Below are 24,717 nucleotides of genomic sequence, written 5' to 3' on the forward strand. Positions count from 1 at the left end.
GTTCCCTCAGGCGAATCACCGGACGAGCACCCTTATGTGTGAAGGGGGCGCGGGTTGTCCCATGTCTGTGCGTACGAAAACTAGCTTCGTCACCGGAGGTGATCGAAGGATGACGGCCTGTACACCCCCCTCCCCCACCACGGGCCACGGGAACGACGCGGGACGGGAGGACGACGCGCCGATCGCCGGCCCGGGGAGCGGAGAGCGGGCAGACAGCGGCGGCAGCAGTGGAGGCCACGGCGGTGCCAGTATCAGTACCAGTACCAGTACCAGTGAGAGCGGCAGCGGAGACGGGTACGACACCGGACGCGGGTACGGCACCGGACGCGGGTACGGCACCGGACGCGGGTACGGCACCGGAAGCGGGTACGGCACCGGAGGCGGGTACGACACCGGAAGCGGCGGGCCGGGTGGAAACGGGTACGACCGCAGGGGCGGCGGCCCGGGTGGGGGCGGTGGGGGCGTCGAGCCCGCGCCGCCCGGTTGTGTGATCACCGCCGACGGGACGTACGCGGCGCGCCTCGCGCTCGACGGTGAGTCCTGGTTCCCCGAGCGCTGGACCCTCGACGGCCACGAGCCGTACGCCGTCCCCCTGCCGGGCAACCAGCCGGAGGAGCCCGGCACCGAAGTGCTCCCCCTCACCGACGGCCGGGTCCTCATCCACCGGCTGGCCGCCGATCTGCACCTGTTCTCGCTCCTCTATCCCACCGGCCCCGGCACCGGGGAACTGCCCCTCGGCGCGGTCGAATGCGCCGACCCGGCGACCCGGGTACGGCTCCTGCCGCCCTCGCCGTGCGGGGAGCGGGCGTACGCCCTCGCCCTGGGCCGGAGTGCGACGGCCGTGTGGCTGGTGGCAGGCGGAACGTTCGGCCCGGAGCTGCTGGCGCAGGTGCCGGGCCGGTGCTCGGGCGGCGTCTGGCTGGACGCGGAGGGCCGGCTGCTCGCCCTCGACCAGGAGTCGGGCGGTCGGACGAAGTCGGTGGTCGTCGATCTGGAGCAGGGCGGCGCGGTCTCGCCGCTGTTGCAGATCGCGGACGACAGCGACGACCGGGTGCTGCTCGCCGATCCCGACAGCGGACTGCTCCTCATCCGCTCGGACGCGCCCTCCCCGGGTCGGCACCGGCTCGGCTGGGGGGTGTTGGGCAGCACGCTGCCGGTCCGCTTCCCGGAGTGCCTGCGGGTGCCGGAAGGGCATCGGGTCACCCCCTTCGCCATCCAGCCGGGGCAGATCCTCACCCCCGAGAGCTGCGCGGTGGCGTTGCGCATCGACGGCCCGCGCGGCAGCTGGGTCGGCGTCTGGCGTCCGGCCGCCCGCCGGATCCTCCATCTGCCCGCTCCCGAGGGCTGGTTGGCGGGGGCCGGGCTGTGGAGCCGGGAGGGTGTGCTGCAACTCCCTTACACCACAGGGGTGGTGCGGTGCGGGGTCGCTCGAGTGAGGGGGCCTTGGGGGGAGGAGCCGGAGGAGGTCCGGGACGAGGCCCGAGAGCGTGAGGGGGTCTCGCCGTCCGCTTGCGGGCCGGCGGGGGCGGGACCGTCGGCGGCCGGAGGGGCGGAAGCCGGAGGGGCGGGTGCCGTGCCCCTCGATACGCGAGGCGATACGCCGGTCGACACGCCGGCGCGCGGTGAACAGCTGGGCGGCGCGCAGTCGGCCGGTGCGGAACCGTCCGTGCCCGTCGTCGCCCGGCCCGTGCCGTTGCAGCAGGCGCCGCTGGAGGGGCGAGTACCCGAGGAGGTGACAGTCGGGTGAAGGTCGTGTGGGGGGAGCGCGCCAAGTGGACGCGGCGCGGGCGACACGCGCTCGGGCGGCTTCGGGGCGAGCGGGGCGGCCCGTTAAAATCACCCGCCGGTAAGAAGATCATTCGACGGGGAACACTTCCAATGAGCGACGTGCACACAACCCAGCCGCCCACCGCCGACCCCCACGAGGCGGAAGGCCACGGCAGGCACCGGGGCCAGATCTCGGCCCACGAAGCCGAGAAGACGAGCCCTCGCGGACGCCATCGCAAGCCGGCCGAACACACGGAGACGACGACGTCCGCCTGAACGGCGACGGATCCCTCCCGGTCACCTCCGGAGAAACGTCAATTCGGCACCGGAACCGACCATCACGATGGCACCGGCCTCGCCCGTCACCAACGGGCGGGGCCGGTCCTCTTGTTTCTGCCCTTGTTCTCCGCGCCGCTACGAGGCCCCGGTCCGTGTCGCTACGGGGCCCCCGGTCCGTGCCGCAGCCCCAGCACCTCCGCCGCCGCGAACGTCTCGCCCTCCGGCCGGGTCATGTAGTACGGCGTCAGCAGGCCGTCCAGCTCGTCGTACGTGAACGCGTCCTGCTTGGTGTCGAACTTGGCCTGGACGCGCGGGCGTTCGACGATCGCCACCATGCCGCCGTGGACGACGAGCAGCTGACCGTTCACCTGCGCGGCGGCGGGCGAGGCGAGGTAGCCCACGAGGGGGGCGACGTGTTCGGGGGCGAGCGGGTCGAGGCCGGCGTCGGTGCCGTCGGGCGCCCCCGGCAGGCCCGCGAAGACGTCCTCGGTCATCCGGGTGCGGGCGCGTGGGCAGATGACGTTCGCGGTGACGCCGTACTTGGCCAGCGCGAGTGCCGTGGAGGTGGTCAGCCCGACGATGCCGCCCTTCGCGGCGGCGTAGTTGGGCTGCCCGGCGGACCCGGCGAGGAACGCCTCGGAGGAGGTGTTCACCACCCGCCCGTAGACCCGGCCCCCGCCCTCGCCCGCCTTCGCCCGTGCCCGCCAGTGGGCGGCGGCGAACCGGATCGTGTTGAAGTGGCCCTTGAGGTGCACCCGGACGACCGAGTCCCACTCGTCCTCGGACATCGAGAAGACCATCCGGTCGCGCAGGATGCCCGCGTTGTTGACGAGGATGTCGAGTCTGCCGAACTCGGCGATCGCCGACTCGACCAGCTCTCGCGCCTGTTCGTGGTCGGAGACGTCGCCGATGTGCGCCACCGCCTGACCGCCCGCCGCGCGGATCGACGCCGCGACCTCCTCGGCGGGCCCGGTGGACACCTCACCGGAGCCGTCCCGTCCCGGGCGGCCGTAGTCGTTGACGATCACGGCCGCGCCCAGGCGGGCCAGTTCGAGCGCTTCCGCCCGGCCGAGCCCGCGCCCCGCGCCGGTGACGATCGCGGACAGTCCTTCCAGGGGCAGTGCCACTGCCGAGTCCCTTCCGCCGAAGCCGATTCACTCGCGAGCCGGGGCCTGTGCCGGGCCGGCCGAAGTCCCGTTGCCCGACTCCGCGACCGACCCGCCACACTCCGGAACCGTCAGATCTCGATACACGTGCGGAGCGCCACGCCCGTCCGCATCTGGTCCAGCGCCTCGTTGATGTCGGAGAGGGGCACCCGATGGGTGATCAGCCCCGCGAGGTCGATGCGGCCGGCGCGCCAGAGCGCGATGGCCCGCTCGTAGGAGCGCAGGACGTCTCCACCGCCGTACATGGAGGGCAGGATCCGCTTCTCGTCGAAGAACAGCTCGAACATGCTGAGCTGGAGGAAGTCGTCCAGCGCGCCCGCGCCCACCACGACGAGGGTGCCGCCGCGCCGGGTGGCCTCGTACGCCGTGCGAGCGGTGGCCGAACGGCCGACGACCTCGAAGACGTAGTCGAAGCCCTCGCCGCCCGTGACGGACTGCTTGGTGTCGGCCAGTTCGTCCGGCGAGATCGCCTTGGTGGCCCCGAACCTGAGCGCAGCCTCACGTCGTTGGACCACGGGGTCGACGGCGACGATCTCGGCCGCGCCCTTGAGCCGGGCGCCCTGGATCGCCGAGATGCCGACGCCGCCGCAGCCGATGACCGCGACCGACGAACCGGCTTCCACGTCAGCGGTGTTGAGGGCGGCACCGAGCCCGGTGGTGACGCCGCAGCCGATGAGGGCGGCGATGTCGAAGGGCACGTCGTCCGGTATCGGCACGGCGCAGCCCGCGTCGACCACGACCTCCTCGGCGAACGTACCGGTGCCCGCGAAGCCGAAGACGTCCCCGGCGGGCCGCTTGAAGTTGGGCGTGCCGGCGTTGAGGAATCCGGCGAGGCAGAGGTGGGTCTGGCCGCGCTTGCAGGCGGGACAGGTGCCGCAGGCCGGGAGCCAGCACACGACGACCCGGTCGCCGGGCTTCAAGTGGCCCACGCCTTCCCCGACTTCGACTATCTCGCCGGCGCCCTCGTGCCCGGGGACGAACGGTCCGGGCTGCGGCAGCACCCCGGCCATGGCGGACAGGTCCGAGTGGCACAGCCCGGTCGCCCGCACCCGGATCCTCACCCTGCCCGGTCCGAATCCCACCGCCTCGACGTCGTCGAGCACGTCCAGTTTGTCCTGTCCGATCTCGTGCAGTACGGCTGCGCGCATGGTGCGGCTCCCCTCGGAAGTATCAGAAGTACCCGTGATCCGCTGATTCGCTGCTCATGCGGGGTGGGCCGTCTCGACGAGCGTGTCCGCGAGGACCGGGGCGTCGTCCCTCTCCACGGCGGTCACCGTCACCCGCACCGCGTGGTCGTCCGGCCGCCACATCCGGATGCGGAGGGTCTCGCCCGGGAAGACGACGCCCGCGAAACGCGTCGCGTACGAGCGGACCCGGCCGACGTCCCCGCCGAGGACCGTGTCGACCACGGCCTTCAGGGTCATCCCGTAGGTGCACAGCCCGTGCAGGATCGGCCGGTCGAACCCGGCGCGCCCCGCGAACTCCGGGTCGGCGTGCAGCGGGTTCCAGTCGCCGGAGAGGCGGTAGAGCAGCGCCTGATCCTCGCGGACGGTGCGCTCCACCTCTTTGTCGGGTTCCGTCGTGGGCGGTTCCTGGCGGGCGGACGGGCCGCGGTCGCCGCCCCAGCCGCCCTCTCCGCGGACGAAGATCTGCGCCTCGTTGACCCACAGCGGGCCCTCGGCGTCGGCGACCTCGGTCCGCATCACGAGGACGGCCGCCTTGCCCTTGTCGTACACGGCCGCCACGCGTGAGGTCGCCGTGGCCCGCCCCTCGACCGGGATCGGCCGCCGGAGTTCGACGCGCTGGCCGCCGTGCAGGACCTTGGCGAGGTCGACGTCGACACCGGGCACGTTCAGGCCACCGATCACATCGGGTGAGCCGGCGCCCGCGACGGTCGCGAAGCTCGGCAGGACGTGCAGCCGCGACTCCAGCGTGTAGCGCAGTTCGTCGGGGTCGGTGGCGGGGGTGCCCGCGCCGATACCGAGGTGGTAGAGCAGGACGTCCTTCCGCGTCCACGCGATCTCAGCGGAACGGGGGTCTGCCGCGAGCGCCTTGGCTGCGTCGATGGGCATGGGGCTCCTGGGCGGTCCGGGGCGGGTTGCGTGGGCTGAGGAACCTCGGTACGACCGTCCGCACCAGCGGCCGCACCGAGGTCGTCACGGCCGACCCGGAACCCGCCCACCTAGAACGCGTTCCAGTCCGGCGACCCTCTGTATAGCCCAGCCTCGTGCACATGTGAAGGCTCCTGACAGTACGTCAGATCAGGACTTCGGGGAGGGAGGGGCGGCGGCTCACCGGGGCGGCCGCCCACTGACGGCGCGTCACTTTCCCATGAACAAGTCAAGCTTTCGTTAGTCACTCGAAACAACGGAATAGTTGCCCAGGCACACGAGGTTCAGGTGGCACACACCCTCGCCCCGGCCAGGAGGCCCCGCTCCATGACACAGCCGCACACCCCGCCGACCCCCGAGGCCCGCACCCCACACTCCGGGCGAGCGATCGTCCCGGTGCTGGCCTTCGCGGGAATCGTGGTCGCGGTGATGCAGACCCTGCTGGTGCCGGTGATCAAGGATCTCCCGCAGCTGCTGGACACCTCTCCCAGCAACGCGACCTGGGTCCTGACCTCGACGCTGCTCTCCGGTGCCGTGGCCACGCCGATCATGGGCCGTCTCGGCGACCTCTACGGCAAGCGCCGGCTGCTGATCGCCAGCCTGGCCGTGATGGTGGTCGGGGCGCTGATCAGCGGTTTCACCAGTGCGCTCGTGCCGATGATCGTCGGCCGTACCTTGCAGGGTGTAGCCATGGGCGCGATCCCGCTGGGCATCGGGCTGATGCGTGACGAGCTCCCCCGCGAACGCCTCGGCTCCGCCATGGCCCTGATGAGCTCGTCCATAGGTGTGGGCGGCGGACTCGCGCTGCCGCTGGCCGCCGCGGTCGCCCAGAACACCGACTGGCACATCCTCTTCTTCGGCGCCGCCGGCCTCGGTCTGCTCTCCATCGTCCTCACCCTGATCGCCGTACCGGAGACCAGGACGCGCGCGGCAGGCACCTTCGACCATCTCGGCGCCCTCGGCCTCTCCCTCGGTCTCGTCCTCTTCCTCCTGCCGATCACCAAGGGCAGCGACTGGGGCTGGACCTCCGCGACGACGCTCGGGATGTTCGCCGCGTCGGCCGTGGTCCTGCTGCTCTGGGGCGTTCTGGAGCTGCGTGTCGCCGCGCCCCTGGTGGATCTGCGGACCACCGTCCGCCGTGAGGTCCTGCTCACCAACCTCGCCTCGATCATGGTCGGCGTCTCCTTCTTCGTCGTCTCCCTGGTCCTGCCGCAGCTCCTCCAGCTGCCCTCCGCCACCGGTTACGGGCTCGGGCAGTCGATGATCGTCGCGGGCCTGTGCGTGGCCCCGCTCGGTCTGACGATGTTGTTCACGACGCCGCTCTACGCCCGGATCTCCGCCAAGTACGGACCCAAGAGCACCCTCATCCTGGGTCTGCTGATCATCGCGGTCGGCTACGGAGCCGGGCTCGGCCTGATGAGCGCCGCGTGGCAGACCGTGGTGGTGTCGGTGGTGCTGGGCGCGGGCATCGGGCTCGCCTACTCCTCGCTCCCGGCGCTGATCGTCGGCGCGGTCGACCCGTCCGAGACGGGGGCGGCCAACGGTCTCAACACGCTCATGCGCTCCATCGGTACGTCCGTGTCGAGCGCCGTCATCGGCATGGTGCTGGCGAACACCGCGAACGAGGTGGGTGGGGTCGAGATCCCCACGATGCACGGCTTCCGCGTGTCGTTCCTCATCGCCACGGCCGCGGTCGCGGTCGGGCTGGTGCTGGCGCTGTTCCTTCCGGGCCGCCGTCCTGAGGTGACGCTTCGGGCGAGCGGGGAGGTCGGCGAGACCGGAGCGGGCGACGTGGTCGCCGGGGAGGGCCGGGTGGTGGTCGCCTCCCGATAGGCATCCAGGAGACCGGGCATTCGGCCGCGGGTCCGGTGGGGGCTGGTCGCGCAGTTCCCCGCGCCCCTGAAAGACCAGGCCCCTGCGGGCCTGAAAAGCACGGGGCGCAGCCCCTGCTTTTCAGGGGCGCGGGGAACTGCGCGAGAAGCCCACCGGGCCCGCAGCCGAAAGCCCGGCCTCACCCGGAGGGCCCCGCATGGCAGCATGGGGCGCCCCCGCTCGTACGACCACACGGAGAATTCATGTCGGCGGCCCCGCATCCGCATCCCCATCCGACCCCCGCCCCACCGGCGCCCAAACCGGAGGTCGTCCGTTCCTTCGAGGGGGCCAAGGGGTTCATGCCGGTGGCGGAAGGGCTCGCGCTGTATGCCGCGGCCGTCGAGGCGGGCCGGCTGGGGCTGCCGCTGCTGGAGGTGGGGACGTACTGCGGCCGGTCCACGATCCTGCTGGCCGACGCCGCACGCGAGGCCGGGGTCACCGCCATCACGGTCGACCACCACCGGGGCAGTGAGGAGCAGCAGCCGGGCTGGGAGTACCACGACGAGTCCACCGTCGACCCCGAGGTGGGCCGCATGGACACGCTCCCCACCTTCCGCCGCACCCTCCACCGCGCGGGCCTGGAGGACCACGTCGTCGCGGTCGTCGGCCGTTCCCCGCAGGTCGCCGCGTTCTGGGGCACCCCCCTGGGCTTCGTGTTCATCGACGGCGGCCACACCGACGAGCACGCCAACGCCGACTACGAGGGATGGGCCCCGCACATCGCTCCGGGCGGCCTCCTCGTCATCCACGACGTCTTCCCCGACCCCGAGGACGAGTTCACCGGCCAGGCCCCGTACCGCGTCTACCTGCGCGCCCTGGCCTCCGGCGCCTTCACCGAGGTCTCGGCCACGGACTCCCTGCGGGTGCTGCGCCGGACGGGCACCGGCATCTGAGCCACTGTGCGCGGCCCGGCTAGGCCACCTCTATGCCGTAGTCCTGCACCAGTTCCTCCAGACCGCCCCCGTACCCCTTGCCGCCCACGACGAAGTCCCAGTCGCCGTTGGCGCGGCGGCGGAAGGAGCCCAGGGTCAGGGCCGTTTCGGCGGCGCGGCCGTCGGAGACTTCCAGGCGGCCCTGTTCGGCGCGGGAGGGGTCCAGGAGGCGGATGCCGGCGTCGGTGAAGCCGGAGAGGTCGGCGTCGGGGTTCGCGACCGGGTCGATGGCGGCGACCAGGACCAGACGGTCGGCCGTCGCGGGCAGCGCGTCGAAGGAGACCTGGATCGCGGCCTTGTCGGGGGCGGTCGGCGGGACGGTGCGGACCGTGCCGTCGGGGGTGCGGAGGTTGTTGTAGAAGACGAAGTGGTCGTCGCTCAGGACGCGGTTGCCGTGGCAGACGAGCGCGCAGACGTCCAGGGCTACGCCGCCCGTCCAGTACATGCCGAGCACGCTGTGGTCCCCGGGCGGAGCGTCCGGGGCGGGGCCCGCGTCCGGCGAGGTCCGCTGGGCGGGCAGCCTGGGGTCGGCCGTGGGCAGCACCACCGTCGGATCGGCCGTCGGCATCACCACCGTGGCATCGGCCGAGGGCATCATCACGGTGGGGTCGGCCGAGGGCATCACCACCGTGGCATCGGTCGACGACACCGGAGCGGGGCGCTCACCGGGGCCCAGGCGCCCCCGCAGCCCGTGCCGGTGCAGCAGGTCGACGAGTTCGCGGCCCGAGATCAGCTCCAGCGGCTTGCCGTTGGCGAAGGTGTGGGAGCCGGGGCCGAACTTGGACGTCGTCACCAGGACGCCCTTGTTGGCGCCGGCGTCCTGGACCGTGCCGTAGAGGTCGCGGACGGCACTCGGCGGGACGGTGTTGCGGTAGCGCTTGACCTGGACGACGATCTTGCCGCCGCGGATCGGGGTCGGGTCCAGGGCGTCGACGTCCACCCCGCCGTCGCCCGAGCGCTGGGTGGTGACGGCCTGCATTCCCATGGCCCGGAACAGCTCCGCGACCAGTGCCTCGAAGGCGAGGGGGTCCATCTCCAGGAGGTCCGGCTCGTCCTCGCCGCCGTGGACGACCACGCCGTCGCCCACGTCGTCGGGCCGGCGTCCGGGGCGCACGGCGGTGCGCTGGTCCGGTCGCGCGGACAGCTGTCCCCGAAGGCCGTCCGTCAGACAGTCGACGGCGCTCACCTGTTCCAGGTGCAGGGCGGCGAAGACCGGCCGGGGCACCGTGACGGTCACCAGGAAGAGCTCGGCGCGGCGCCCGGTCGCCGGGTCGTGGTCGTCCACGAACCCGTTCAGGACGACCGACTCCAGCGCACCGAACTCGTCGGCGGCGAACAGTTCGTGGAGCACCAGGAGGGTGCACTGGGCGAGGACGTCACGGTAGAGGGACCGGCGCTGGGTGACCGGGCGCGGACGCTCCTTGTCCTGGTCGACGCTCGGCATGTAGACGACGCTCTTCGTCTCGGGGACGACGTCGTACCTGGGCAGTTCCCAGTCCAGAACCAGTTGCCGTGCCGCCGGGTCGTAGGCGGCGCGGACGCCTCGGGGGAAGCCCTCGGGCCAGGCGGACGAGGCGTAGAGGGCGGCGGAGAAGTAGTCGACGGCGGCTTCCGGGTCACCGTCGCGCAGTGCGCTCGCCATCTGGGCGAGCCCGGCGTTGTGCCGCCGGATCTCCGTCCGCTGTCCTTCCGCCCACTGCTCGTACTGCCGCTGGTACTGGGCCAGTTGGTGCCGCCTCTGGGCCTCGGCGGCCTGGGCCGCGTGCCAATCGTGCTCGAAACGGGCGCGTGCCTCGGCCTGCGCCTGGGCGCGCCGCTGGGCGGACCAACCGCCTTGCGCCTGGTAGTGGTTGGGGTCCGGCATGGGGACGGGCTGCCCGAGCGGCCCCGGGGAGAACGGCTCCAGACGTTCGGAACGGGTGAGGGAGGCGGCCCTGAACGCCGGTGCCCGGCAGCCCGCGACCAACAGCCCTTCCAACGACCGTACCCACGTGTCCAGTTCCTCCGTACGCCGCCGCGCCTCCGCCTCGCGCTGCTGCCGGTACGCCATCTGCTGCTCGCGCTGGCTGCGGGCCACCTCCCGCTGGTACGCGCGTTGTTGCCGCTCGTACTCGCGCTGCTGCCGGGCCCGCTCCTCCGACTGACGCTGCTGCTGGCGTTGTGCCTCGGCCCAGATACCGGCCAACCCGTTGGAGCGACGACTCATGCGCTACAGGCCCTCCCACCGGGGCCCCCGACCGCACGAGCAGGCCCCGCCCCCACAACCAGACGTAACCGCACGACTTTATCCCGCGACGGCCCGTCCGCCTACCGCTACCGCTGTCGCTGCCGCTGGTCAGCCGCACGTCGGTCGTGGGCCCTGCCCGCGGGACCCCGCCCGTTGGGACTGCCCGTGGGACTGCCCGCGGGACCCCGCCCGTTGGGACTGCCCGTGCGACTGCCGTGGGACTGCACGTAGGACTGCACGTAGGACTGCCCGCGAGAGGTTTCCCGCCCGCCTAACCCATGTACCGGACCAGCAGATAGACGGCGGCCGCCACGACGACCACCACCGCGGCGACCGCCGCGCGGTAGGCCCGGGTGGGGAGGGGGCGGGGCGGCGCGGTCGGCGAGGTCTCCTGGCGCGGCGCACGGGCGCGGCCGGCGGGGCTGCCGCTGATCAGAGGGGCCGGCAGGGGGCCGACGATCGGTGCCACGGGCGGCTGCCAGTCCGTCCCGTCGCCGGTGCCGGTGCCGGTCCCCCATGGCTGGAGCCGGCCGGTGGCCAGACGGCGCCAGCGGTTGCCGGAGGAATCGGTGAACTCGACGGAGCAGAGCAGGGGCGAGGGTGGTGAACCGGTGGCCGAGGTCATCGGGAGGCCGACGGTGAGCCGGCCGCCGGCCGGAAGGATCTCCCGGCCGTCGAGGCGTTCGCCGTCGTAGTGGACGGTGACCTGGACGAGCGGCTGGTTGCTGGTGTTGACCGCTTCGAGGTGCCACCGCGCGTACCCGTCCGCGAGCACCGAGCGGCTGCTGCCCATGGTGACGTGCAGCAGCGACGACTGGATCAGCTTCTCCCGCTGGTCCGCCTCGCGTTCGCGGTCCTCGATACGGCGTTCCCGATCGGCCAGCCGGGCGGCCTGACGGACGTTGTGACGGTGCCCGGCGATACTCACGACGAGCGCCGACGCCCCCACCACGGCCCCGAGGACCGCGATCACCACCTCGATCATCCCCGTACTCTGACCTGCCGACGGCCGACGGGTCCAGCCGACGCCGCCGGGCCCGGCGTGATGCCGCCAGGGGTGGCCCGCCCGTGCGCCGCCCGACCCGTAAGGTGGCAGGCGTGTCGTACGTAGGCCCGGACTTCGATCCGCCCCAGCCCCGCCGTTCCCCCCTTCGCCGTCCGCTGACCGTGGCGGTGGCCGCGGTCGTGGTCGGGGCGGTGGCCGGGTGGGGGGTCTGGCAGGTCACCGGGGGTTCCGGTGGCGGGGACGGCGGGTCGGACAGCGCGAAGGTGCCGCGGACTCGGTCGGCCGCCACTCCCCCGGCGAGCGGCGATCCCACCGCATCCGCCGACGCCGGCAACGGTGACGGGGGCAAGGAGGGCAGCGACGCCGAGAAGGCGAGCCCCTCCGGTTCCGCATCCGCGCCGGCCGCGACGGGACCCCTGAAGGGCAAGGTCGTCGTCATCGACCCGGGGCACAACCCCGGCAACTTCCAGCACACGGCCGAGATCAACCGCAAGGTGAACATCGGGACGCACGCGAAGGAGTGCGACACGACGGGCACCACCACCAACGACGGTTACCTGGAGGCCGAGTTCACGCTGGACGTCTCCCGTCGGCTGCGCACGCTCCTCCAGCAGCAGGGCGCCACGGTGAAGTTCACGCAGGACGACGACCGGCCCTGGGGCCCGTGCATCGACGAGCGGGCGCGGATCGGCAACGAGGCGAAGGCGGACGCGGTGGTGTCGATCCACGCGGACGGCTCCGGGTCCGGAAACCGCGGCTTCCACGTCATCCTGCCGGGCTCGGTGGACGAGGGCGCCGCGGACACCCGGCCCATCGTCGCCCCGTCCCGTGACCTCGGCGAGCGCATCGCGGGCTACTTCGTCCGCGCCACCGGCAGCGCCCCCTCCAACTACGTCGGCGACGGCACCGGCCTCGTCACCCGCACCGACCTCGGCGGCCTCAACCTCTCCACGGTCCCGAAGGTGTTCATCGAGTGCGGCAACATGCGCGACAGCAAGGACGCGTCCCTGCTCACCAGCGGCGCCTGGCGACAGAAGGCGGCCCGGGGAATCTCGGACGGCATCGCGAGCTTCCTGAAAAATTGAACAACTTTCCTTTTCGGGAAAACAGATGGGACTGCGGCCGCCGAGCGGAAGTACCACGGAATGACGTGCGCGCGGTCTCAATCTGTCAACGGTTCCCTCCGAGTTCATCGAGTGCGCGGGGATACGCGATATCCATGACGGGGCGCCGCTGACCAGCGGTGCCCGGCGGTCAGGAAGCACGCGGGGGAACCTCTGAGGAAAACGTGAGTTTTCTGCGCGGGTAGGGGCGGGTCGTGATCGTCGCGGTCATCCCGGCGGACACCCACGTCGGTCGGACGATAAGGTCGTCCCTACGATGAGGGGCCACCCCCGCGCTTCCCACCACGGCCTGACGGCGACATGGTGTCGGCGACGCCTCCACCGATGACGAGACGACTGACGAAGGACCTGAAGTGAATATCCGCTCCCTCACCAGAGGCGACGGCGTCGTGATCGGAGCAGCGGTATTGCTGTTCATCGCGTCGTTCCTCGACACGTTCGACGGCTCCGGCGACGACATCCCCAATGCCTGGGACAACCTCGGCTTGGTGATGAGCATGTACGTCGGCGGCATCATCGGTGCGGTGCTGATCGTCATCGCCCGTGCGCTGCCGCAGCCGCCCAAGGTCGTCGGCCTCGACCTGGGTCAGCTCGGGGTGGCCCTGACGATCTTCGCCGCGTGGACCTCGTTCTGGTCGATCATCGACCCGCTGGGCGCGATGGAGGAGTTCTTCGGCAGCTTCGGCGGCTCGGAGCCCGAGTCCGGCGCCGGTCTCATCCTCGGTCTGATCGCCGCGCTGCTCCTGGCCGCCGGCGCCGTCGCCACCCCCCTCGTCCCCGCCCTCAAGGCCGCCCTCGTCGGCGCCCCGCGTCCGGCCGCCCCGCAGCCGTACGGCGCGCAGCCGCCCGGTGGGTACGGGTACCCGGGCGCCGGTGCGCCGGGTCCCTTCGGTGCCGGTCAGCCGCAGCCCGGGCAGCCGGGTCCGGGGGCGCCGTTCGGTGGCGCTCCGCAGCAGCAGGCGGCGGCGCCGCAGCCGCCCGCCAATGACTTCTCGCCGTTCTGGTTCGCGGTGCCGGTGGCCCGGCCGCTGTTCGCGGAGGACGGCTCGCAGTCGACGATCGCCGAACTGGCGCCGGGCACCTGGTACCTGGCGGTGGAGCAGCGCGGCGCCAACCTGGTCGCCCAGACGCAGGACGGCCGTCGTGGTGTCCTCCAGGACACCAGCGGCATCCAGCGCGGCTGACCCTTACGCGATCCACCTCGCCGTCCGACGGCCTGACGGCCCCTCGCCCTTCCGGGCGGGGGGCCGTTGCCGTACAGTCGCCTCCCGCCCCGTACAGCTGACGCACCGTCAGGAGGCAGGCGTATGCGGCTCGGTCTGGCACTCGGTTACTGGGGGCGCGGCCCCTCGGCGGACCATGTCCCGCTCGCCCAGGAGGCCGAGCGACTCGGGTACGACTCGGTGTGGACCGCCGAGTCGTGGGGCTCGGACGCCTTCACACCGCTCACCTGGATCGCGGCGCGGACGTCCAGGATCAAGCTGGGCACGGCCGTCGCGCAGATGGCCGCCCGGTCGCCCACCACCACCGCGATGCACGCCCTGACCCTGGACCATCTCTCCGGCGGCCGGGCCATGCTGGGGCTCGGGCTCTCCGGCCCGCAGGTCGTCGAGGGCTGGTACGGGCGGCCGTTCCCGAGTTCGCCGCTCACCGCGACCAGGGAGTACGTCGACGTCGTACGCCAAGTACTCAGGCGTGAGGCGCCAGTCGCGCTCGACGGGCGTTATCACCCCCTCCCCTACGGCGGGCCGGACGGTACCGGCACCGGCAAGGCGCTGAAGTCCATCACCCACCCGCTGCGGGCCGGTCTCCCCGTCCTGCTCGGCGCGGAGGGGCCGAAGAACATCGCGCAGACGGCCCGGATCGCGGACGGATGGCTGCCGCTGTACTGGTCGCCGTCACGGACGGAGGTCTACGAGGCCTCGCTGACCGACGCACCCGAGGGCTTCCTCATCGCGCCCATGGCACGGGCGAGGGTCTGCGACGACGTCGCCGAGGGGCTGTTGCCGGTGAAGGCCATGCTCGGCTTCTACATCGGCGGGATGGGGCACGCCCGGCGCAACTTCCACGCCGATCTCATGGCCCGTATGGGGTACGAGGAGGAGGCCCGGCGCATCCAGCGGCTCTTCCTCGACGGGCGGCGCGAGGAGGCCGTGCTCGCCGTGCCGGACGCCTTCGCGGACGAGATCTCGCTGGTCGGGCCGCGCGAACGGATCGCGGAACGGCTGGAGTCGTGGCGCAAGGGGCCGGTGACGGACCTGCTGGTGCTGGCCCCCGATCCGCATACGCTGCGGGTGCTGGCGGAGCTCAACTCCTAGGCGGTCGGGGGGCGTCGAGGGGGCTCGTGGCAGCGGGCGAGGTTTGGCCGGGGGCCGACGGGCAACCCGTCAGGCATGTCTCGATATAGCGGTTCCAATCAGGCGGGCCGGATCATCGCGATCGTCGCCGATGTCATGGCGTTCATCCTCGGCCTGTGGATCCTGATGTACCTGCTGGGCGCGAACGGCGCGAACGACTTCGTGCAGTTCGTCCATGACGCGGCCCGCTGGCTCGCCGGCTGGTCGCACGACCTGTTCACGTTCGACGAGCAGTGGGCCCGGGTGGTGGCCGGGTACGGCCTGGCGGCCGTCGTGTACCTGTTCGTGGGGCACGCGATCGCCAATCGGATGCACCGCCACTGAGCGAGTGCGGGTCCGGTGGGGGCTGGTCGCGCAGTTCCCCGCGCCCCTGAGGGGCCGTGGCTTTCAGGGGCGCGGGGAACTGCGCGAGAAGCCCCACCGGGCCGCCGGCCGACGACAGGCCCTCGGCTCAGCAGCACTCCGCGTCCAGCCCGGAGGGCAACCGCTCCCCTCCGAACACTGCGCACGTCGCCTCGTCGCCCCCCAGCGCGGCCACGGCCAGCAGCAGCGAACCCGCGGTCCAGGAGGTGAGCTCCTCGGGCCAGACCGCCCGGTCCTCGAAGACGTATCCCGTCCAGTACAGGCCGGAGTCGGCGTCGCGGAGGTGCTGGATGGACTGGAGTATCTCCAGGGCGCGGTCGGACTCGCCCATCACCCAGAGCGCCAGGGCGAGTTCGGCCGACTCGCCGCCGGTCACCCAGGGGTTGGGGACCACACAGCGGACACCGAAGCCGGGGACGACGAAACGGTCCCACCCCTCCTCGATGCGGGACTTGGCCTCGGCGCCGGTGAGCGCGCCGCCGAGCACCGGGTAGTACCAGTCCATCGAGTAGCGGTCCTTGTCGAGGAACCGCTCGGGGTGCCGGCGTATCGCGTGCCGGAGGGCGCCCACCGCCAACTCCCAGTCGGGCTGCGGCTCCTCGCGCTGCTCGGCGATCGCGAGGGCGCAGCGCAGCGCGTGGTGGATGGACGAACTGCCCGTCAGGAGGGCGTCGTTCACCGGTGTGCCGTCGTCCTCGCGCTTCCAGCCGATCTGCCCGCCGGGCTGCTGGAGCCGCAGGACGCACTCGATCGCCGCGTAGACGGCGGGCCACATGCGGTCGAGGAAGGTGTCGTCGCCGGTGGCCAGGTAGTGGTGCCAGACGCCGACGGCGATGTAGGCGACGAAGTTGGTCTCGCGGCCCCGGTCGGTGACGTCGTGGGCGTCGCCGTCGGCGTACGCGGCGTACCAGGAGCCGTCCTCGTTCTGGTGGCGGCGCAGCCACTCGTAGGCGCGCTCGGCGGCCTCGTGCTCACCGGCGGCGTCCAGGGCCATGGCCGCCTCGGTGTGGTCCCACGGGTCGAGGTGGTGTCCGCGGAACCACGGGATGGCGCCGTCCGCGCGCTGCACCGCGAGGACGCCCCGCACGGTGGCGGCGGCCTCCTCCGCGGTGAGGACCCCGGGCAGGACCAGGTGTTCTGTCCGGGGGGTCGTCACTTGGTGTCCGCCCCGGCCTCGGCGCCGCCTTCGGACCCGGCTTCCCCGGCGATCCGGGGAAGGTGCGGCTTGGTCGCGTAGGCCACGAAGCTCTTGCCGATCAGGGGGTTGAGGGCCTGCTCAGCGACCCGCGTCGCCAACGGCTTCTTCATGATGTCCCAGACCAGCAGCTTGTGGTACGCCTTCACCGGCAGCGCCTTGTCGTTGTCGACGCCGAACGCGCACTTCAGCCACCAGTAGGGCGAGTGCAGGGCGTGGGCGTGGTGGGTGCCGTACGGTTCGAGGCCCGCCTCGCGGATCCTGGCCAGCAGTTCGTCCGCCTTGTAGATGCGGATGTGGCCGCCCTCGACCTCGTGGTACGCGTCCGAGAGCGCCCAGCAGACCTTCTCCGGGCCGTAGCGCGGCACGGTGACGGCTATGCGGCCGCCGGGCCTGAGCACCCGGACCATCTCGGCGAGAACGCCCTTGTCGTCGGGGATGTGCTCCATCACCTCGGAGATGATGACGACGTCGAAGGACTCGTCGGGGAAGGGCAGCGCGAGGGCGTCACCCTCCATCGCGGTGGCGGTGGCGCCCTCGGGGGCCTCGCCCGCCTCCTTCATCGCCGCAAACCACTTGGCGACCTCGCGGATCTCCTCGGCGTTCTGGTCGAGGGCCACGACCTGGGCACCCCGCCGGTAGCACTCGAAGGCGTGCCGGCCCGCTCCACAGCCGAGATCCAGGACCCGGTCCCCCGGGGCGAGCGGGAACCGGGAGAAGTCGACGGTCAGCACGTGGCCCTGCTTTCGCGGTTGGCGCTTTCGCGGTGTGTTTCTGCTGCTTCTTCGACGGTCTCGGCGGTCTCGACCGCGTCGGCGGTCTCGACGGTCCCGCCCGCGTCGACGGTCGTGCGGGCGATCGCCTCGCGGTAGTGGGCCACCGTGCCCTCGGCGGCCTTGGCCCAGGTGAACCGCCGCAGTACGCGCTCGCGCCCCGCGTGGCCGAGCCGCTGCCGCAGGCCGGAATCGCCGAGGAGACGGCCGAGCGCGGTGGCCAGGGCACCCGGGTCGCCCGGGGGCACCGCCAGGCAGGTCTCGCCGTCGGGTCCGGCGACCTCCGGTATGGCCCCGCCGGTGGTGGCGACCAGGGGCGTACCGGTGGCCATGGCCTCGGCGGCAGGCAGCGAGAACCCCTCGTACAGCGAGGGCACGCAGGCGACCTCTGCCGAGCGGACCAGGTCGACGAGTTCGGCGTCGGAGATGCCCTTGACGAACTCGACGGCGCCTTCGAGGCCGTACCGTTCCATCGCCTGGGCGACCGGGCCCTCCGTGGGCTGCTTGCCGACGACGACCAGATGGGCGGCGGTGTGCTCGGTGCGCACCTTGGCGAGCGCCTCCACCAGGAAGACGAGCCCCTTGAGTGGCACGTCCGCGCTGGAGGTGGTGACGATCCGGCCGGACACCTGCGGCACTGCGGGATTCGGCGAGAAGAGGTCGGTGTCGGCGCCGATGTGCACGACGTGCATCCGGTCGTCGCGCACACCGAGGTGGTCGACGATCTCCTGGCGGGAGGTGCCGGAGACGGTGAGCACGGACGGCAGCCGTCGCGCGACCCGCTTCTGCATGCGCGTGAACGCGTACCAACGGCGCACCGACATCCGGCGCTGCCGGCCCTCGGCCGCGTCCAGCTCCAACTGCCGGTCGACGGTGATGGGATGGTGGATGGTGGTGACGAGCGGGGCGCCCACGTCCCCCAGCAGCCCGTACCCGAGGGTCTGGTTGTCGTGGACGACGTCGAACTCGCCGCGCCGGGCGCGCAGATGGCGGCGGGCGCGGAGCGAGAAGGTCAGTGGCTCGGGGAAACCGCCGGTCCACATCGTCGCCACTTCCAGGGCGTCGATCCAGTCGCGGTACTCGTCCCGCTTCGGGGTGCGGAAGGGGTCGGGTTGGCGGTAGAGGTCGAGGCTGGGCAGCTCGGTGAGGGAGATCCGGCCCGGTCCGTCGTCGGGGACGGCGTCCTCGTCGAGCACGGGGTAGGGCTGGGAGCCGATCACCTCGACCCGGTGGCCGAGCCGGGCCAGCTCGCGCGAGAGGTGCCGTACGTAGACGCCCTGGCCCCCGCAGAACGGGTTCCCTTTATAGGTGAGGAGCGCGATGTCGAGCGGTCGCCCGCCGTCGGCGGCAAGGTCACGTCGGGACCCCGCCCGACTGGCCTCAGCGGTCACTCCTGGCCCCCTTCTCACTGCGATTTCCCGTGAGATTACGACGAGACGGTAATCTAGAACAAGTTTCAGAGTTGATCGTTCAAGAGGCTCTGAATCTACCGGCTGGTAGAACCGCTGTGAGAGGTGGATCAGGTGATTCACGCCACGGCACACGCCCTGGCATGCTCTGTGATCCCATATCCTCACCGACCGTCACGACTGTCACGGAACGAGAACCATGCCTGCGGAAGCCAAGGTGGAGACCAAGCTGGAGGCGAAGGTGGATGCCGGCACCGCGCGACCGGACTCGCCGCCCCTCACGGAGCGCCAGGAGGCACGCCGGCGCCGCATCCTGCACACGAGTGCCCAGCTCGCCAGCCGGGGTGGCTTCGACGCCGTGCAGATGCGTGAGGTCGCGGAGTCCTCGCAGGTCGCCCTGGGGACCCTCTACCGCTATTTCCCCTCCAAGATCCATCTGCTGGTCGCCACCATGCAGGACCAGCTGGAGCACATGCACGGCACGCTCCGCAAGAAGCCCCCGACCGGCGAGACGGCCGCCGAGCGCGTCGCCGAGACCCTGATGCGGGCCTTCCGGGCCCTGCAGCGCGAGCCCCACCTCGCCGACGCGATGGTGCGCGCCCTCACCTTCGCCGACCGCAGCGTCAGCCCCGAGGTGGACCAGGTCTCCCACCAGACCACCGCGATCATCCTCGACGCCATGGGGCTGGACGACCCGACCGCCGAGCAGCTCTCCGCCGTCCGCGTCATCGAGCACACCTGGCACTCGGCCCTCATCACCTGGCTCTCCGGCCGCGCGTCCATCGCCCAGGTGAAGATCGACATCGAGACGGTGTGCCGTCTGATCGACCTGACGGCCCCGAGAACGGGCAGCACATAGAAAGACCTACGAGACGGGTTCCCTGCGCCGGTATTACCCGGATCAGGTGCTGGGGGTCGCCTTCCGGCCCTGTCCTGCTGCCTTCCGGCCTCTCAGCCCGACCGTCGACGTCGGCATCGGCGGATCTGCTACCTCTCGCCCATGTCGGCTACTCCGGTCGGCTCCCTCACTCGTCTCGTAGGCTGATTTCTACAATAGAACGCTCATACGGGAATGCAACCCCTCATATGGGATTTTTTACCCGGCAGAGCATGATCTTCGTCCCGCCCCTAGCCCATGATCTCCAGCCCGCTCCAGCTCCGCCCGATCACCTTCTCGCCCGCCCAGCGGTCCAGCAGCCGTCGGGCGTCCTCCTCCGGGGCCGCGAGGCGGAAACGCTGGGCGCCGGTGCGGGTCGGGGTGGGTTCCCTGTGGAGCGTGCCCTCGCTGCAGCAGGCGCAGTGCACGGTGACGCTGTCGGCGGTCTCCGCGCCGAAGCCGTGGTCGCCGAAGAGCGCGGCCAGCGCCTCCAGGTCGGCGCTCTCGCCGACCGCGACCGTCACTTCGAGGGTGGGCAGGTCGGACGCCTCGAAGAGCAGCAGTTCGTCGAAGACGGGGAAGGTCGAGCCGTCGACGACGCGTTCGCCGTTGGGCTGACCGTCATGCAGGACGATCTCGCCGTAGCGGCGGCCGCCCGTCACGGGGACGTTCACCACGCGGCCGCGCGTCGGGCACAGCCGCTCGATCCACACCACCTCGTGCCGGCCGTCGGTGTCCAGGCGCACACAGGCGTGACCGAAGCGGCCCTCGATCGCGCCCTCGCCGGGCGGGATCTCGATGCCGTAACCGGCCCAGGCGTCGCGCGCGACCGCCCAGTCGCGGCGGATCGTCGCCGCGATGCCCAGGTTCCAGAAGGCGGGGTCGCCCTCGCCGCGCGGCGCGCGGGCGGCGGCCTGGACGCCCAGCTCGAACGCCTTGTCCCAGTGGCGCAGGAACTTGTGGCCGAGCGCGGCGTCGTACCACCACGCCGCGCTCGGCTCCTCGTCCGGGAAATGGGCGAGCACCTGTTCGTAGAGGTCGGCGGCGCGCTGCCACTCCTCGGCGTCCCAGGCCGCGTACGCCTGCTCGATCAGCCTCTTGGCCTCGGCCTTTCGCACTTCTTGCCGCCTCGCGTGTGTGTTCGTTCGTGTGCCGACGGCAGAGCGTAGGCCCCTACTCCTCGGGCGGGAACACCGGCTCCCCGCTCCCCAGCAGGGCGATGGAGATCGCCTCCACCGGGCAGCCCTCCGCCGCCTTCAGGACGCGCTCGTGGGCGTCGGTCTCCGGTTCGACGGGGTGGGACTGCATGGCGGAGTCGAGGCGGAAGGAGTCGGGGGCGAGGTGGACGCACTGGGCCGAGCCGATGCAGAGGGACCGGTCGACCTCCACGTGCCAGCGGTCGCCCATCACCCGACGCCCTTGCCCGCCGTGACGCCGGCGGGCGGCTCGTAGCCGGGCGGCAGGTGGATCATCTTGTGCTCCAGGTACTCGCCGTAGCCCTCCGGGCCGAACTCGCGCCCCAGGCCGGAGTTCTTGTAGCCGCCGAAGGGGCCGAGCATGTCGAGGCTGAAGGTGTTGACGGAGTAGGTGCCGGTGCGGACCTGCCGGGCGACGTCGATGCCGCGTTCGTCGTCGGCGGTCCAGACGCTGCCGCTGAGCCCGTAGTCGGAGTCGTTGGCGATACGGACCGCCTCGGTCTCGTCGCCGTAGGGCAGGAGGCAGATGACGGGACCGAAGATCTCCTCCCGGGCGATGCGCATGGAGTTGTCGACGTCGCCGAAGAGGGTCGGTTCGACGTACCAGCCGCGCTCCAGGTCCGCCGGACGGCCGCCGCCGGTGAGGATCTTGGCACCCTCCTCCTGGCCGATGCGGATGTAGTCGAGGCTGCGGCGCTGCTGGCGGGCGGCGACGAGCGGGCCGAGTTCGGTGGCCGGGTCCAGGGGGTCGCCGACCTTCAGCGCGGAGGCATACGCGGCGAAGGCCTCGGCGAACTCGTCGTAGCGGGCGCGCGGGACGAGGATGCGGGTCTGGGCCACGCACGCCTGGCCGTTGATCATCCAGGCGAAGGGGGCGATGCCGTTCACGGCGGTCTGCGCGTCGGCGTCGGGGAGGATCACGGCCGCCGACTTGCCGCCCAGCTCCAGGGTGACGCGGGTGAGGTTGCGGGCGGCGACCTCCATGACGCGTTTGCCGGCGGCGACGGAGCCGGTGAAGGAGACCTTGTCGACGCCCGGGTGCCCTACCAGGTACTCGCTGACCTCCCGGTCGGCGGGAAGGATGGAGAGCACCCCCTCGGGCAGGCCGGCCTCGGCGGCGATCTCCGCCAACAGGTAGGCGTCCAGGGGGGTTTCGGGGGACACCTTGAGGATCGCCGGGCAGCCGGCGAGCAGGGCGGGGGCGAGTTTGGCGGCGGCGGTGAACTGCGGCACGTTCCAGGGGACGACCGCCGCGACCACCCCGACCGGCTCGCGCCGGACCAGGATCTGACCGAGCACGCCGCCGCGCCGCTCCTCGTACGTGAAGTCGCGGGCCGTGGTGATCGCCGCGTCCCACGCCATCATCGACGCGAGGGCCTGCACCATCACGCTGGAGGTGAAGGGGGTCCCGTTCTCGGAGCTGATGATCCGGGCGAACTCCTCGTGGCGCACGGCGAAGGCGTCCTTGATCCGGGTGACCACCTCGATCCGCTCGTCGAGGGTCGTGCGGGGCCAGGGGCCGTGGTCGAAGGCGTGGCGCGCGGCGGCCACGGCGCGGTCGACGTCCGCGCGCGAGGCGTGCGGGACGCGACCGATGACCTCCTCCGTGTGCGGCGAGACCACCTCGATGACGTCCGTGCCCAGGGGGTCGGTCAGCTCCCCGCCGATGAACAGCTGTCCGTGTTCCACGAGTTCGGTCATGGCCGTCGCCTCCCGGAGCCACTTCTCTGACATACCGTCAGTTTCGAATAGGGAACTGATACCAGTTCCAGGAGAAGGAGTCCATGTAGCGGGCGGGGCGGTGCGGACACTCATGCGTTCACGCGCCCATCCCTGGTGGAACTCGTTCTAGTTATAGTGGGCCCATGACACAGGTGACCGATCACGGCGGAGGCGTACGGTCCATCGAGGTCCCCATCCCGGACAACCCGCTCGGCCACACCCTCGTGTACGTCGTCGACACCGACCGGGGACCCGTCCTCGTCGACACCGGCTGGGACGACCCGGCGTCCTGGGACACGCTCGCGGCGGGCCTGAGCGCGTGCGGCACATCGGTCGCGGAGATCCACGGGGTCGTGATCACGCACCACCACCCCGACCACCACGGCCTCTCGGGGGCGGTGCGCGAGGCGTCGGGGGCGTGGATCGCGATGCACGCGGCGGACACGGCGATCGTCCGGCGCACACGCGGGACCGGCCCGGAGCGCTGGTACTCCTACATGACGGACAAGCTCACGGCGGCGGGCGCGCCCGAGGAGCACCTCGCGCCCCTGCGGGCCCCGCGCCGCCCGCGCGCGCTGCCCGGGTTCTCCCCGGCGCTCCCCGACCGCGAGATCGTGCCCGGTGAACTCCTCGACCTCCCCGGCCGCCGCGTCCGCGCGATCTGGACGCCGGGCCACACGCCCGGACACGTCTGCCTCCACCTGGAGGAGGCCCACCCCGCACAACTCCCCGGCCAGGGGCGCCTGTTCTCCGGCGACCACCTCCTGCCCGAGATCAGCCCGCACATCGGCCTCTACGAGGACCCGGACGACGACACCGTCACCGATCCCCTCGGCGACTACCTCGACTCCCTGGAACGCGTCGACCGCCTGGGCGCCGCCGAGATCCTGCCCGCCCATCAGTACGCGTTCACCGACGCGGCCGCGCGTGTGAGGGAGTTGCTGGCCCACCACGAGTCGCGCCTCACCGACCTGCTCACCCTGCTCTCCACCCCCCTCACCGCGTGGCAGCTCGCCGAACGCATGGAGTGGAACCGCCCCTGGCCCCAGATCCCCTTCGGCTCGCGCAACATCGCGGTCTCCGAGGCGGAGGCCCATGTGCGACGGCTGGTGAAGCTGGGCCGGGCGGAGGCGGTGGCGGGGACGGATCCGGTGCGGTACGTGGCGGTGTGAGGGGTCACAAAGGCCCGCGCCGACTCGGCTTCCCCGGGCGGCCGTTGCCTCAGGCCGTCGGCCCCGGGCCCGCGATGCGGCGGATCAACTGCTCCGCCGGTCCGACGAGTTCGACCTCGCGCGCCGACATCGTCGGGTTCGCCGCCCGGCGTCGCCTCGCCTCGGCCAGCCCGCCCTCCGTCAACGCGGCAGGTCCGTCGGGCCGCTGGGCGAGGAGGGAGACGAGGGTGTCGTGCGCCAGGTGGGCGCGCGGGTCGTCCTCGTCGACGGCCACCTGCGCGAGGATCATCGCCGAGACACCCCAGTCGAGGCCGGGCGGCCCCTCCTCGGCGTTGTTCCAGTCGATGACCTGCGGGCCGTGCGGCGCGAGGACGACGTTCTCGGGGTGCAGGTCCAGATGGAGGAGGCGGAAGGCCGGATGAGTCCGGGGCGGGACGGCGTGCAGGGCGTGCAGGAGGCGGGCCAGGGTGGCTCCGGCCGCCACCGGGTCGATCAGGCCGGCCGCGAAGGCCTCCAGCATGGTCGGGCCGGTGAGGCGCTCCAGCACCATCTCCGTCCGGGTCGCCGAGCGCACGCGCGGGACGGGATAACCATGGCTCCGTACGTACTCCATGACCTCGGCCTCGGCCACCGCGTCACCCCGTCCGTCCCGGTAGCGCCGAAGCACCCAGGCTCCGTCGCGTCCGGTACATCCGTCGGCTCCGTGTCCGGCATTTCCGTCAGCTCCACGTCCGCCGGACCTGTCGGCCCCGCGTCCGGTATGTCTGTCGGCTCCGTCACGGTCGGCCGGGCCTCCGGGAGCGGCGGTCCCGGAGGCCGCGGCGAGGCCGTCGGGACCGTGCGGTCCGGACTCGCCCTCGTCGGCGTGGAGTTCGTACACGTCGGCCGTGCGGCCCGCGGCCAGCAGTCTCCCCGTACGCATGGCCCGAACCTATCGTGGCCCACGAACGGCCCTCAGGATCCCGGCTACCGGCAGGTAGAGTGACCGCGTCGTCATCACACCCGTACAGGGGGAAGCCGGTGCAAATCCGGCGCTGACCCGCAACCGTGAGCCGCCCCCGACGGGGTGGCGAGTCGGACTGCCCTGGAGGGAATCGTGACCGGCTCGCGTCACCGGCGGCCCGCCGGTGCACGGCACCGTCGAGGAATACGGAGCCGAGCCGCCCGGC

Annotated in this window: 22 protein-coding genes and 2 riboswitches; of the genes, 10 read left to right on the plus strand and 12 right to left on the minus strand. The window is 71.9% G+C overall.

Annotated elements, in window-relative coordinates; all coding sequences use genetic code 11:
* Positions 1-109: 109 nt before the first annotated feature.
* A complete protein-coding gene (locus GWK25_RS32430) occupies positions 110-1,747 on the plus strand; it encodes a hypothetical protein (protein ID WP_251829138.1) in 1,638 nt (545 codons plus the stop codon).
* A gap of 140 nt (positions 1,748-1,887) precedes the next feature.
* Positions 1,888-2,043, plus strand: a complete 156-nt coding sequence (locus tag GWK25_RS32435) for a hypothetical protein (protein WP_215457980.1) — start codon at positions 1,888-1,890, stop codon at positions 2,041-2,043.
* 161 nt (positions 2,044-2,204) lie between these two features.
* Here the strand turns inward: GWK25_RS32435 and GWK25_RS32440 are convergent, their stop codons facing one another.
* The 3 genes from GWK25_RS32440 to GWK25_RS32450 form a co-directional block, all read right to left on the minus strand.
* Entirely contained in the window at positions 2,205-3,173 is a 969-nt protein-coding gene (locus GWK25_RS32440) for a 3-oxoacyl-ACP reductase (protein ID WP_215455121.1), read from the minus strand.
* A gap of 110 nt (positions 3,174-3,283) precedes the next feature.
* Positions 3,284-4,360 (minus strand): Zn-dependent alcohol dehydrogenase, encoded by a 1,077-nt coding sequence (locus GWK25_RS32445; protein ID WP_215455122.1) that lies wholly within the window; start codon positions 4,358-4,360, stop codon positions 3,284-3,286.
* Positions 4,361-4,414: 54 nt separating this feature from the next.
* Positions 4,415-5,284, minus strand: a complete 870-nt coding sequence (locus tag GWK25_RS32450) for a MaoC/PaaZ C-terminal domain-containing protein (protein ID WP_215455123.1) — start codon at positions 5,282-5,284, stop codon at positions 4,415-4,417.
* A 366-nt stretch (positions 5,285-5,650) separates the two neighbouring features.
* Here GWK25_RS32450 and GWK25_RS32455 point away from each other — a divergent pair, with 366 nt between their 5' ends.
* Both GWK25_RS32455 and GWK25_RS32460 read left to right on the plus strand, forming a co-directional pair.
* Positions 5,651-7,156 (plus strand): MFS transporter, encoded by a 1,506-nt coding sequence (locus GWK25_RS32455; RefSeq protein ID WP_215455124.1) that lies wholly within the window; start codon positions 5,651-5,653, stop codon positions 7,154-7,156.
* A gap of 242 nt (positions 7,157-7,398) precedes the next feature.
* A complete protein-coding gene (locus GWK25_RS32460; protein ID WP_215455125.1) occupies positions 7,399-8,088 on the plus strand; it encodes a class I SAM-dependent methyltransferase in 690 nt (229 codons plus the stop codon).
* 19 nt (positions 8,089-8,107) lie between these two features.
* Here GWK25_RS32460 and GWK25_RS32465 read toward each other — a convergent pair whose 3' ends face one another.
* Positions 8,108-10,333, minus strand: a complete 2,226-nt coding sequence (locus GWK25_RS32465) for a restriction endonuclease (RefSeq protein WP_215455126.1) — start codon at positions 10,331-10,333, stop codon at positions 8,108-8,110.
* A gap of 292 nt (positions 10,334-10,625) precedes the next feature.
* Positions 10,626-11,339 carry a hypothetical protein gene (locus tag GWK25_RS32470; protein ID WP_215455127.1) on the minus strand — a complete coding sequence of 238 codons (714 nt, stop codon included), beginning with the start codon at positions 11,337-11,339 and terminating at the stop codon, positions 10,626-10,628.
* Positions 11,340-11,452: 113 nt separating this feature from the next.
* On the opposite strand from GWK25_RS32470, the gene GWK25_RS32475 reads away from it, so the two are divergent.
* From GWK25_RS32475 to GWK25_RS32490, 4 genes are all read left to right on the plus strand, one after another.
* Positions 11,453-12,445 (plus strand): N-acetylmuramoyl-L-alanine amidase, encoded by a 993-nt coding sequence (locus GWK25_RS32475; protein ID WP_215455128.1) that lies wholly within the window; start codon positions 11,453-11,455, stop codon positions 12,443-12,445.
* A gap of 392 nt (positions 12,446-12,837) precedes the next feature.
* A complete protein-coding gene (locus GWK25_RS32480; protein ID WP_215455129.1) occupies positions 12,838-13,668 on the plus strand; it encodes a hypothetical protein in 831 nt (276 codons plus the stop codon).
* Between the two features lie 123 nt (positions 13,669-13,791).
* Positions 13,792-14,802: an LLM class F420-dependent oxidoreductase gene (locus GWK25_RS32485; protein WP_215455130.1), complete on the plus strand. Its 1,011-nt coding sequence runs from the start codon at positions 13,792-13,794 to the stop codon at positions 14,800-14,802.
* Between the two features lie 75 nt (positions 14,803-14,877).
* Positions 14,878-15,165: a hypothetical protein gene (locus tag GWK25_RS32490; protein ID WP_215455131.1), complete on the plus strand. Its 288-nt coding sequence runs from the start codon at positions 14,878-14,880 to the stop codon at positions 15,163-15,165.
* 127 nt (positions 15,166-15,292) lie between these two features.
* Here the strand turns inward: GWK25_RS32490 and GWK25_RS32495 are convergent, their stop codons facing one another.
* From GWK25_RS32495 to GWK25_RS32505, 3 genes are read right to left on the minus strand one after another with little or no spacing between them, the layout of a single operon-like run.
* Positions 15,293-16,360: a prenyltransferase/squalene oxidase repeat-containing protein gene (locus GWK25_RS32495; protein ID WP_215455132.1), complete on the minus strand. Its 1,068-nt coding sequence runs from the start codon at positions 16,358-16,360 to the stop codon at positions 15,293-15,295.
* Positions 16,357-17,133 carry a class I SAM-dependent methyltransferase gene (locus GWK25_RS32500; RefSeq protein ID WP_215455133.1) on the minus strand — a complete coding sequence of 259 codons (777 nt, stop codon included), beginning with the start codon at positions 17,131-17,133 and terminating at the stop codon, positions 16,357-16,359. The genes GWK25_RS32495 and GWK25_RS32500 overlap by 4 nt, the downstream gene beginning before the upstream one ends.
* On the minus strand, positions 17,127-18,563 hold the full coding sequence (locus tag GWK25_RS32505; RefSeq protein ID WP_215455134.1) for a glycosyltransferase family 4 protein: 1,437 nt from the start codon (positions 18,561-18,563) through the stop codon (positions 17,127-17,129). Before GWK25_RS32505 ends, GWK25_RS32500 begins: the two co-directional genes overlap by 7 nt.
* A 217-nt stretch (positions 18,564-18,780) precedes the next feature.
* On the opposite strand from GWK25_RS32505, the gene GWK25_RS32510 reads away from it, so the two are divergent.
* The gene (locus GWK25_RS32510; RefSeq protein WP_215455135.1) at positions 18,781-19,440 is read left to right on the plus strand and encodes a TetR family transcriptional regulator; all 660 of its coding nucleotides are present in this window, start codon (positions 18,781-18,783) and stop codon (positions 19,438-19,440) included.
* Between the two features lie 2 nt (positions 19,441-19,442).
* Positions 19,443-19,618: riboswitch (TPP riboswitch) on the minus strand.
* Positions 19,619-19,709: 91 nt separating this feature from the next.
* Here GWK25_RS32510 and GWK25_RS32515 read toward each other — a convergent pair.
* From GWK25_RS32515 to GWK25_RS32525, 3 genes are read right to left on the minus strand one after another with little or no spacing between them, the layout of a single operon-like run.
* Positions 19,710-20,576, minus strand: coding sequence for a tetratricopeptide repeat protein (locus tag GWK25_RS32515; protein ID WP_215455136.1), 867 nt, complete (start codon positions 20,574-20,576; stop codon positions 19,710-19,712).
* A 55-nt stretch (positions 20,577-20,631) separates the two neighbouring features.
* Entirely contained in the window at positions 20,632-20,865 is a 234-nt protein-coding gene (locus GWK25_RS32520) for a ferredoxin (RefSeq protein ID WP_215455137.1), read from the minus strand.
* Complete coding sequence (locus GWK25_RS32525; RefSeq protein ID WP_215457761.1) at positions 20,865-22,355, minus strand: aldehyde dehydrogenase; 1,491 nt, start codon at positions 22,353-22,355, stop codon at positions 20,865-20,867. Before GWK25_RS32525 ends, GWK25_RS32520 begins: the two co-directional genes overlap by 1 nt.
* Positions 22,356-22,519: 164 nt before the next feature.
* Here GWK25_RS32525 and GWK25_RS32530 point away from each other — a divergent pair, with 164 nt between their 5' ends.
* The gene (locus GWK25_RS32530) at positions 22,520-23,548 is read left to right on the plus strand and encodes an MBL fold metallo-hydrolase (protein ID WP_215455138.1); all 1,029 of its coding nucleotides are present in this window, start codon (positions 22,520-22,522) and stop codon (positions 23,546-23,548) included.
* 49 nt (positions 23,549-23,597) lie between these two features.
* On the opposite strand, the gene GWK25_RS32535 is transcribed toward GWK25_RS32530, so the two are convergent.
* Positions 23,598-24,470, minus strand: coding sequence for a phosphotransferase (locus GWK25_RS32535; protein ID WP_215455139.1), 873 nt, complete (start codon positions 24,468-24,470; stop codon positions 23,598-23,600).
* 86 nt (positions 24,471-24,556) lie between these two features.
* Positions 24,557-24,633: riboswitch (cobalamin riboswitch) on the plus strand.
* Positions 24,634-24,717 lie beyond the last annotated feature (84 nt).

Source organism: Streptomyces sp. ATCC 21386 (genome assembly GCF_018728545.1).
Taxonomy (GTDB): domain Bacteria; phylum Actinomycetota; class Actinomycetes; order Streptomycetales; family Streptomycetaceae; genus Streptomyces.

Bases quoted from the DNA above. Each gene is read 5' to 3' on its own strand.
- GWK25_RS32430 (WP_251829138.1), top strand. From the start codon at position 110: ATGACGGCCTGTACACCCCCCTCCCCCACCACGGGCCACGGGAACGAC.
- GWK25_RS32445 (WP_215455122.1), bottom strand. From the start codon at position 4,360: ATGCGCGCAGCCGTACTGCACGAGATCGGACAGGACAAACTGGACGTG.
- GWK25_RS32450 (WP_215455123.1), bottom strand. From the start codon at position 5,284: ATGCCCATCGACGCAGCCAAGGCGCTCGCGGCAGACCCCCGTTCCGCT.
- GWK25_RS32455 (WP_215455124.1), top strand. From the start codon at position 5,651: ATGACACAGCCGCACACCCCGCCGACCCCCGAGGCCCGCACCCCACAC.
- GWK25_RS32460 (WP_215455125.1), top strand. From the start codon at position 7,399: ATGTCGGCGGCCCCGCATCCGCATCCCCATCCGACCCCCGCCCCACCG.
- GWK25_RS32465 (WP_215455126.1), bottom strand. From the start codon at position 10,333: ATGAGTCGTCGCTCCAACGGGTTGGCCGGTATCTGGGCCGAGGCACAA.
- GWK25_RS32470 (WP_215455127.1), bottom strand. From the start codon at position 11,339: ATGATCGAGGTGGTGATCGCGGTCCTCGGGGCCGTGGTGGGGGCGTCG.
- GWK25_RS32485 (WP_215455130.1), top strand. From the start codon at position 13,792: ATGCGGCTCGGTCTGGCACTCGGTTACTGGGGGCGCGGCCCCTCGGCG.
- GWK25_RS32490 (WP_215455131.1), top strand. From the start codon at position 14,878: ATGTCTCGATATAGCGGTTCCAATCAGGCGGGCCGGATCATCGCGATC.
- GWK25_RS32510 (WP_215455135.1), top strand. From the start codon at position 18,781: ATGCCTGCGGAAGCCAAGGTGGAGACCAAGCTGGAGGCGAAGGTGGAT.
- GWK25_RS32520 (WP_215455137.1), bottom strand. From the start codon at position 20,865: ATGGGCGACCGCTGGCACGTGGAGGTCGACCGGTCCCTCTGCATCGGC.
- GWK25_RS32525 (WP_215457761.1), bottom strand. From the start codon at position 22,355: ATGACCGAACTCGTGGAACACGGACAGCTGTTCATCGGCGGGGAGCTG.
- GWK25_RS32530 (WP_215455138.1), top strand. From the start codon at position 22,520: ATGACACAGGTGACCGATCACGGCGGAGGCGTACGGTCCATCGAGGTC.
- GWK25_RS32535 (WP_215455139.1), bottom strand. From the start codon at position 24,470: ATGCGTACGGGGAGACTGCTGGCCGCGGGCCGCACGGCCGACGTGTAC.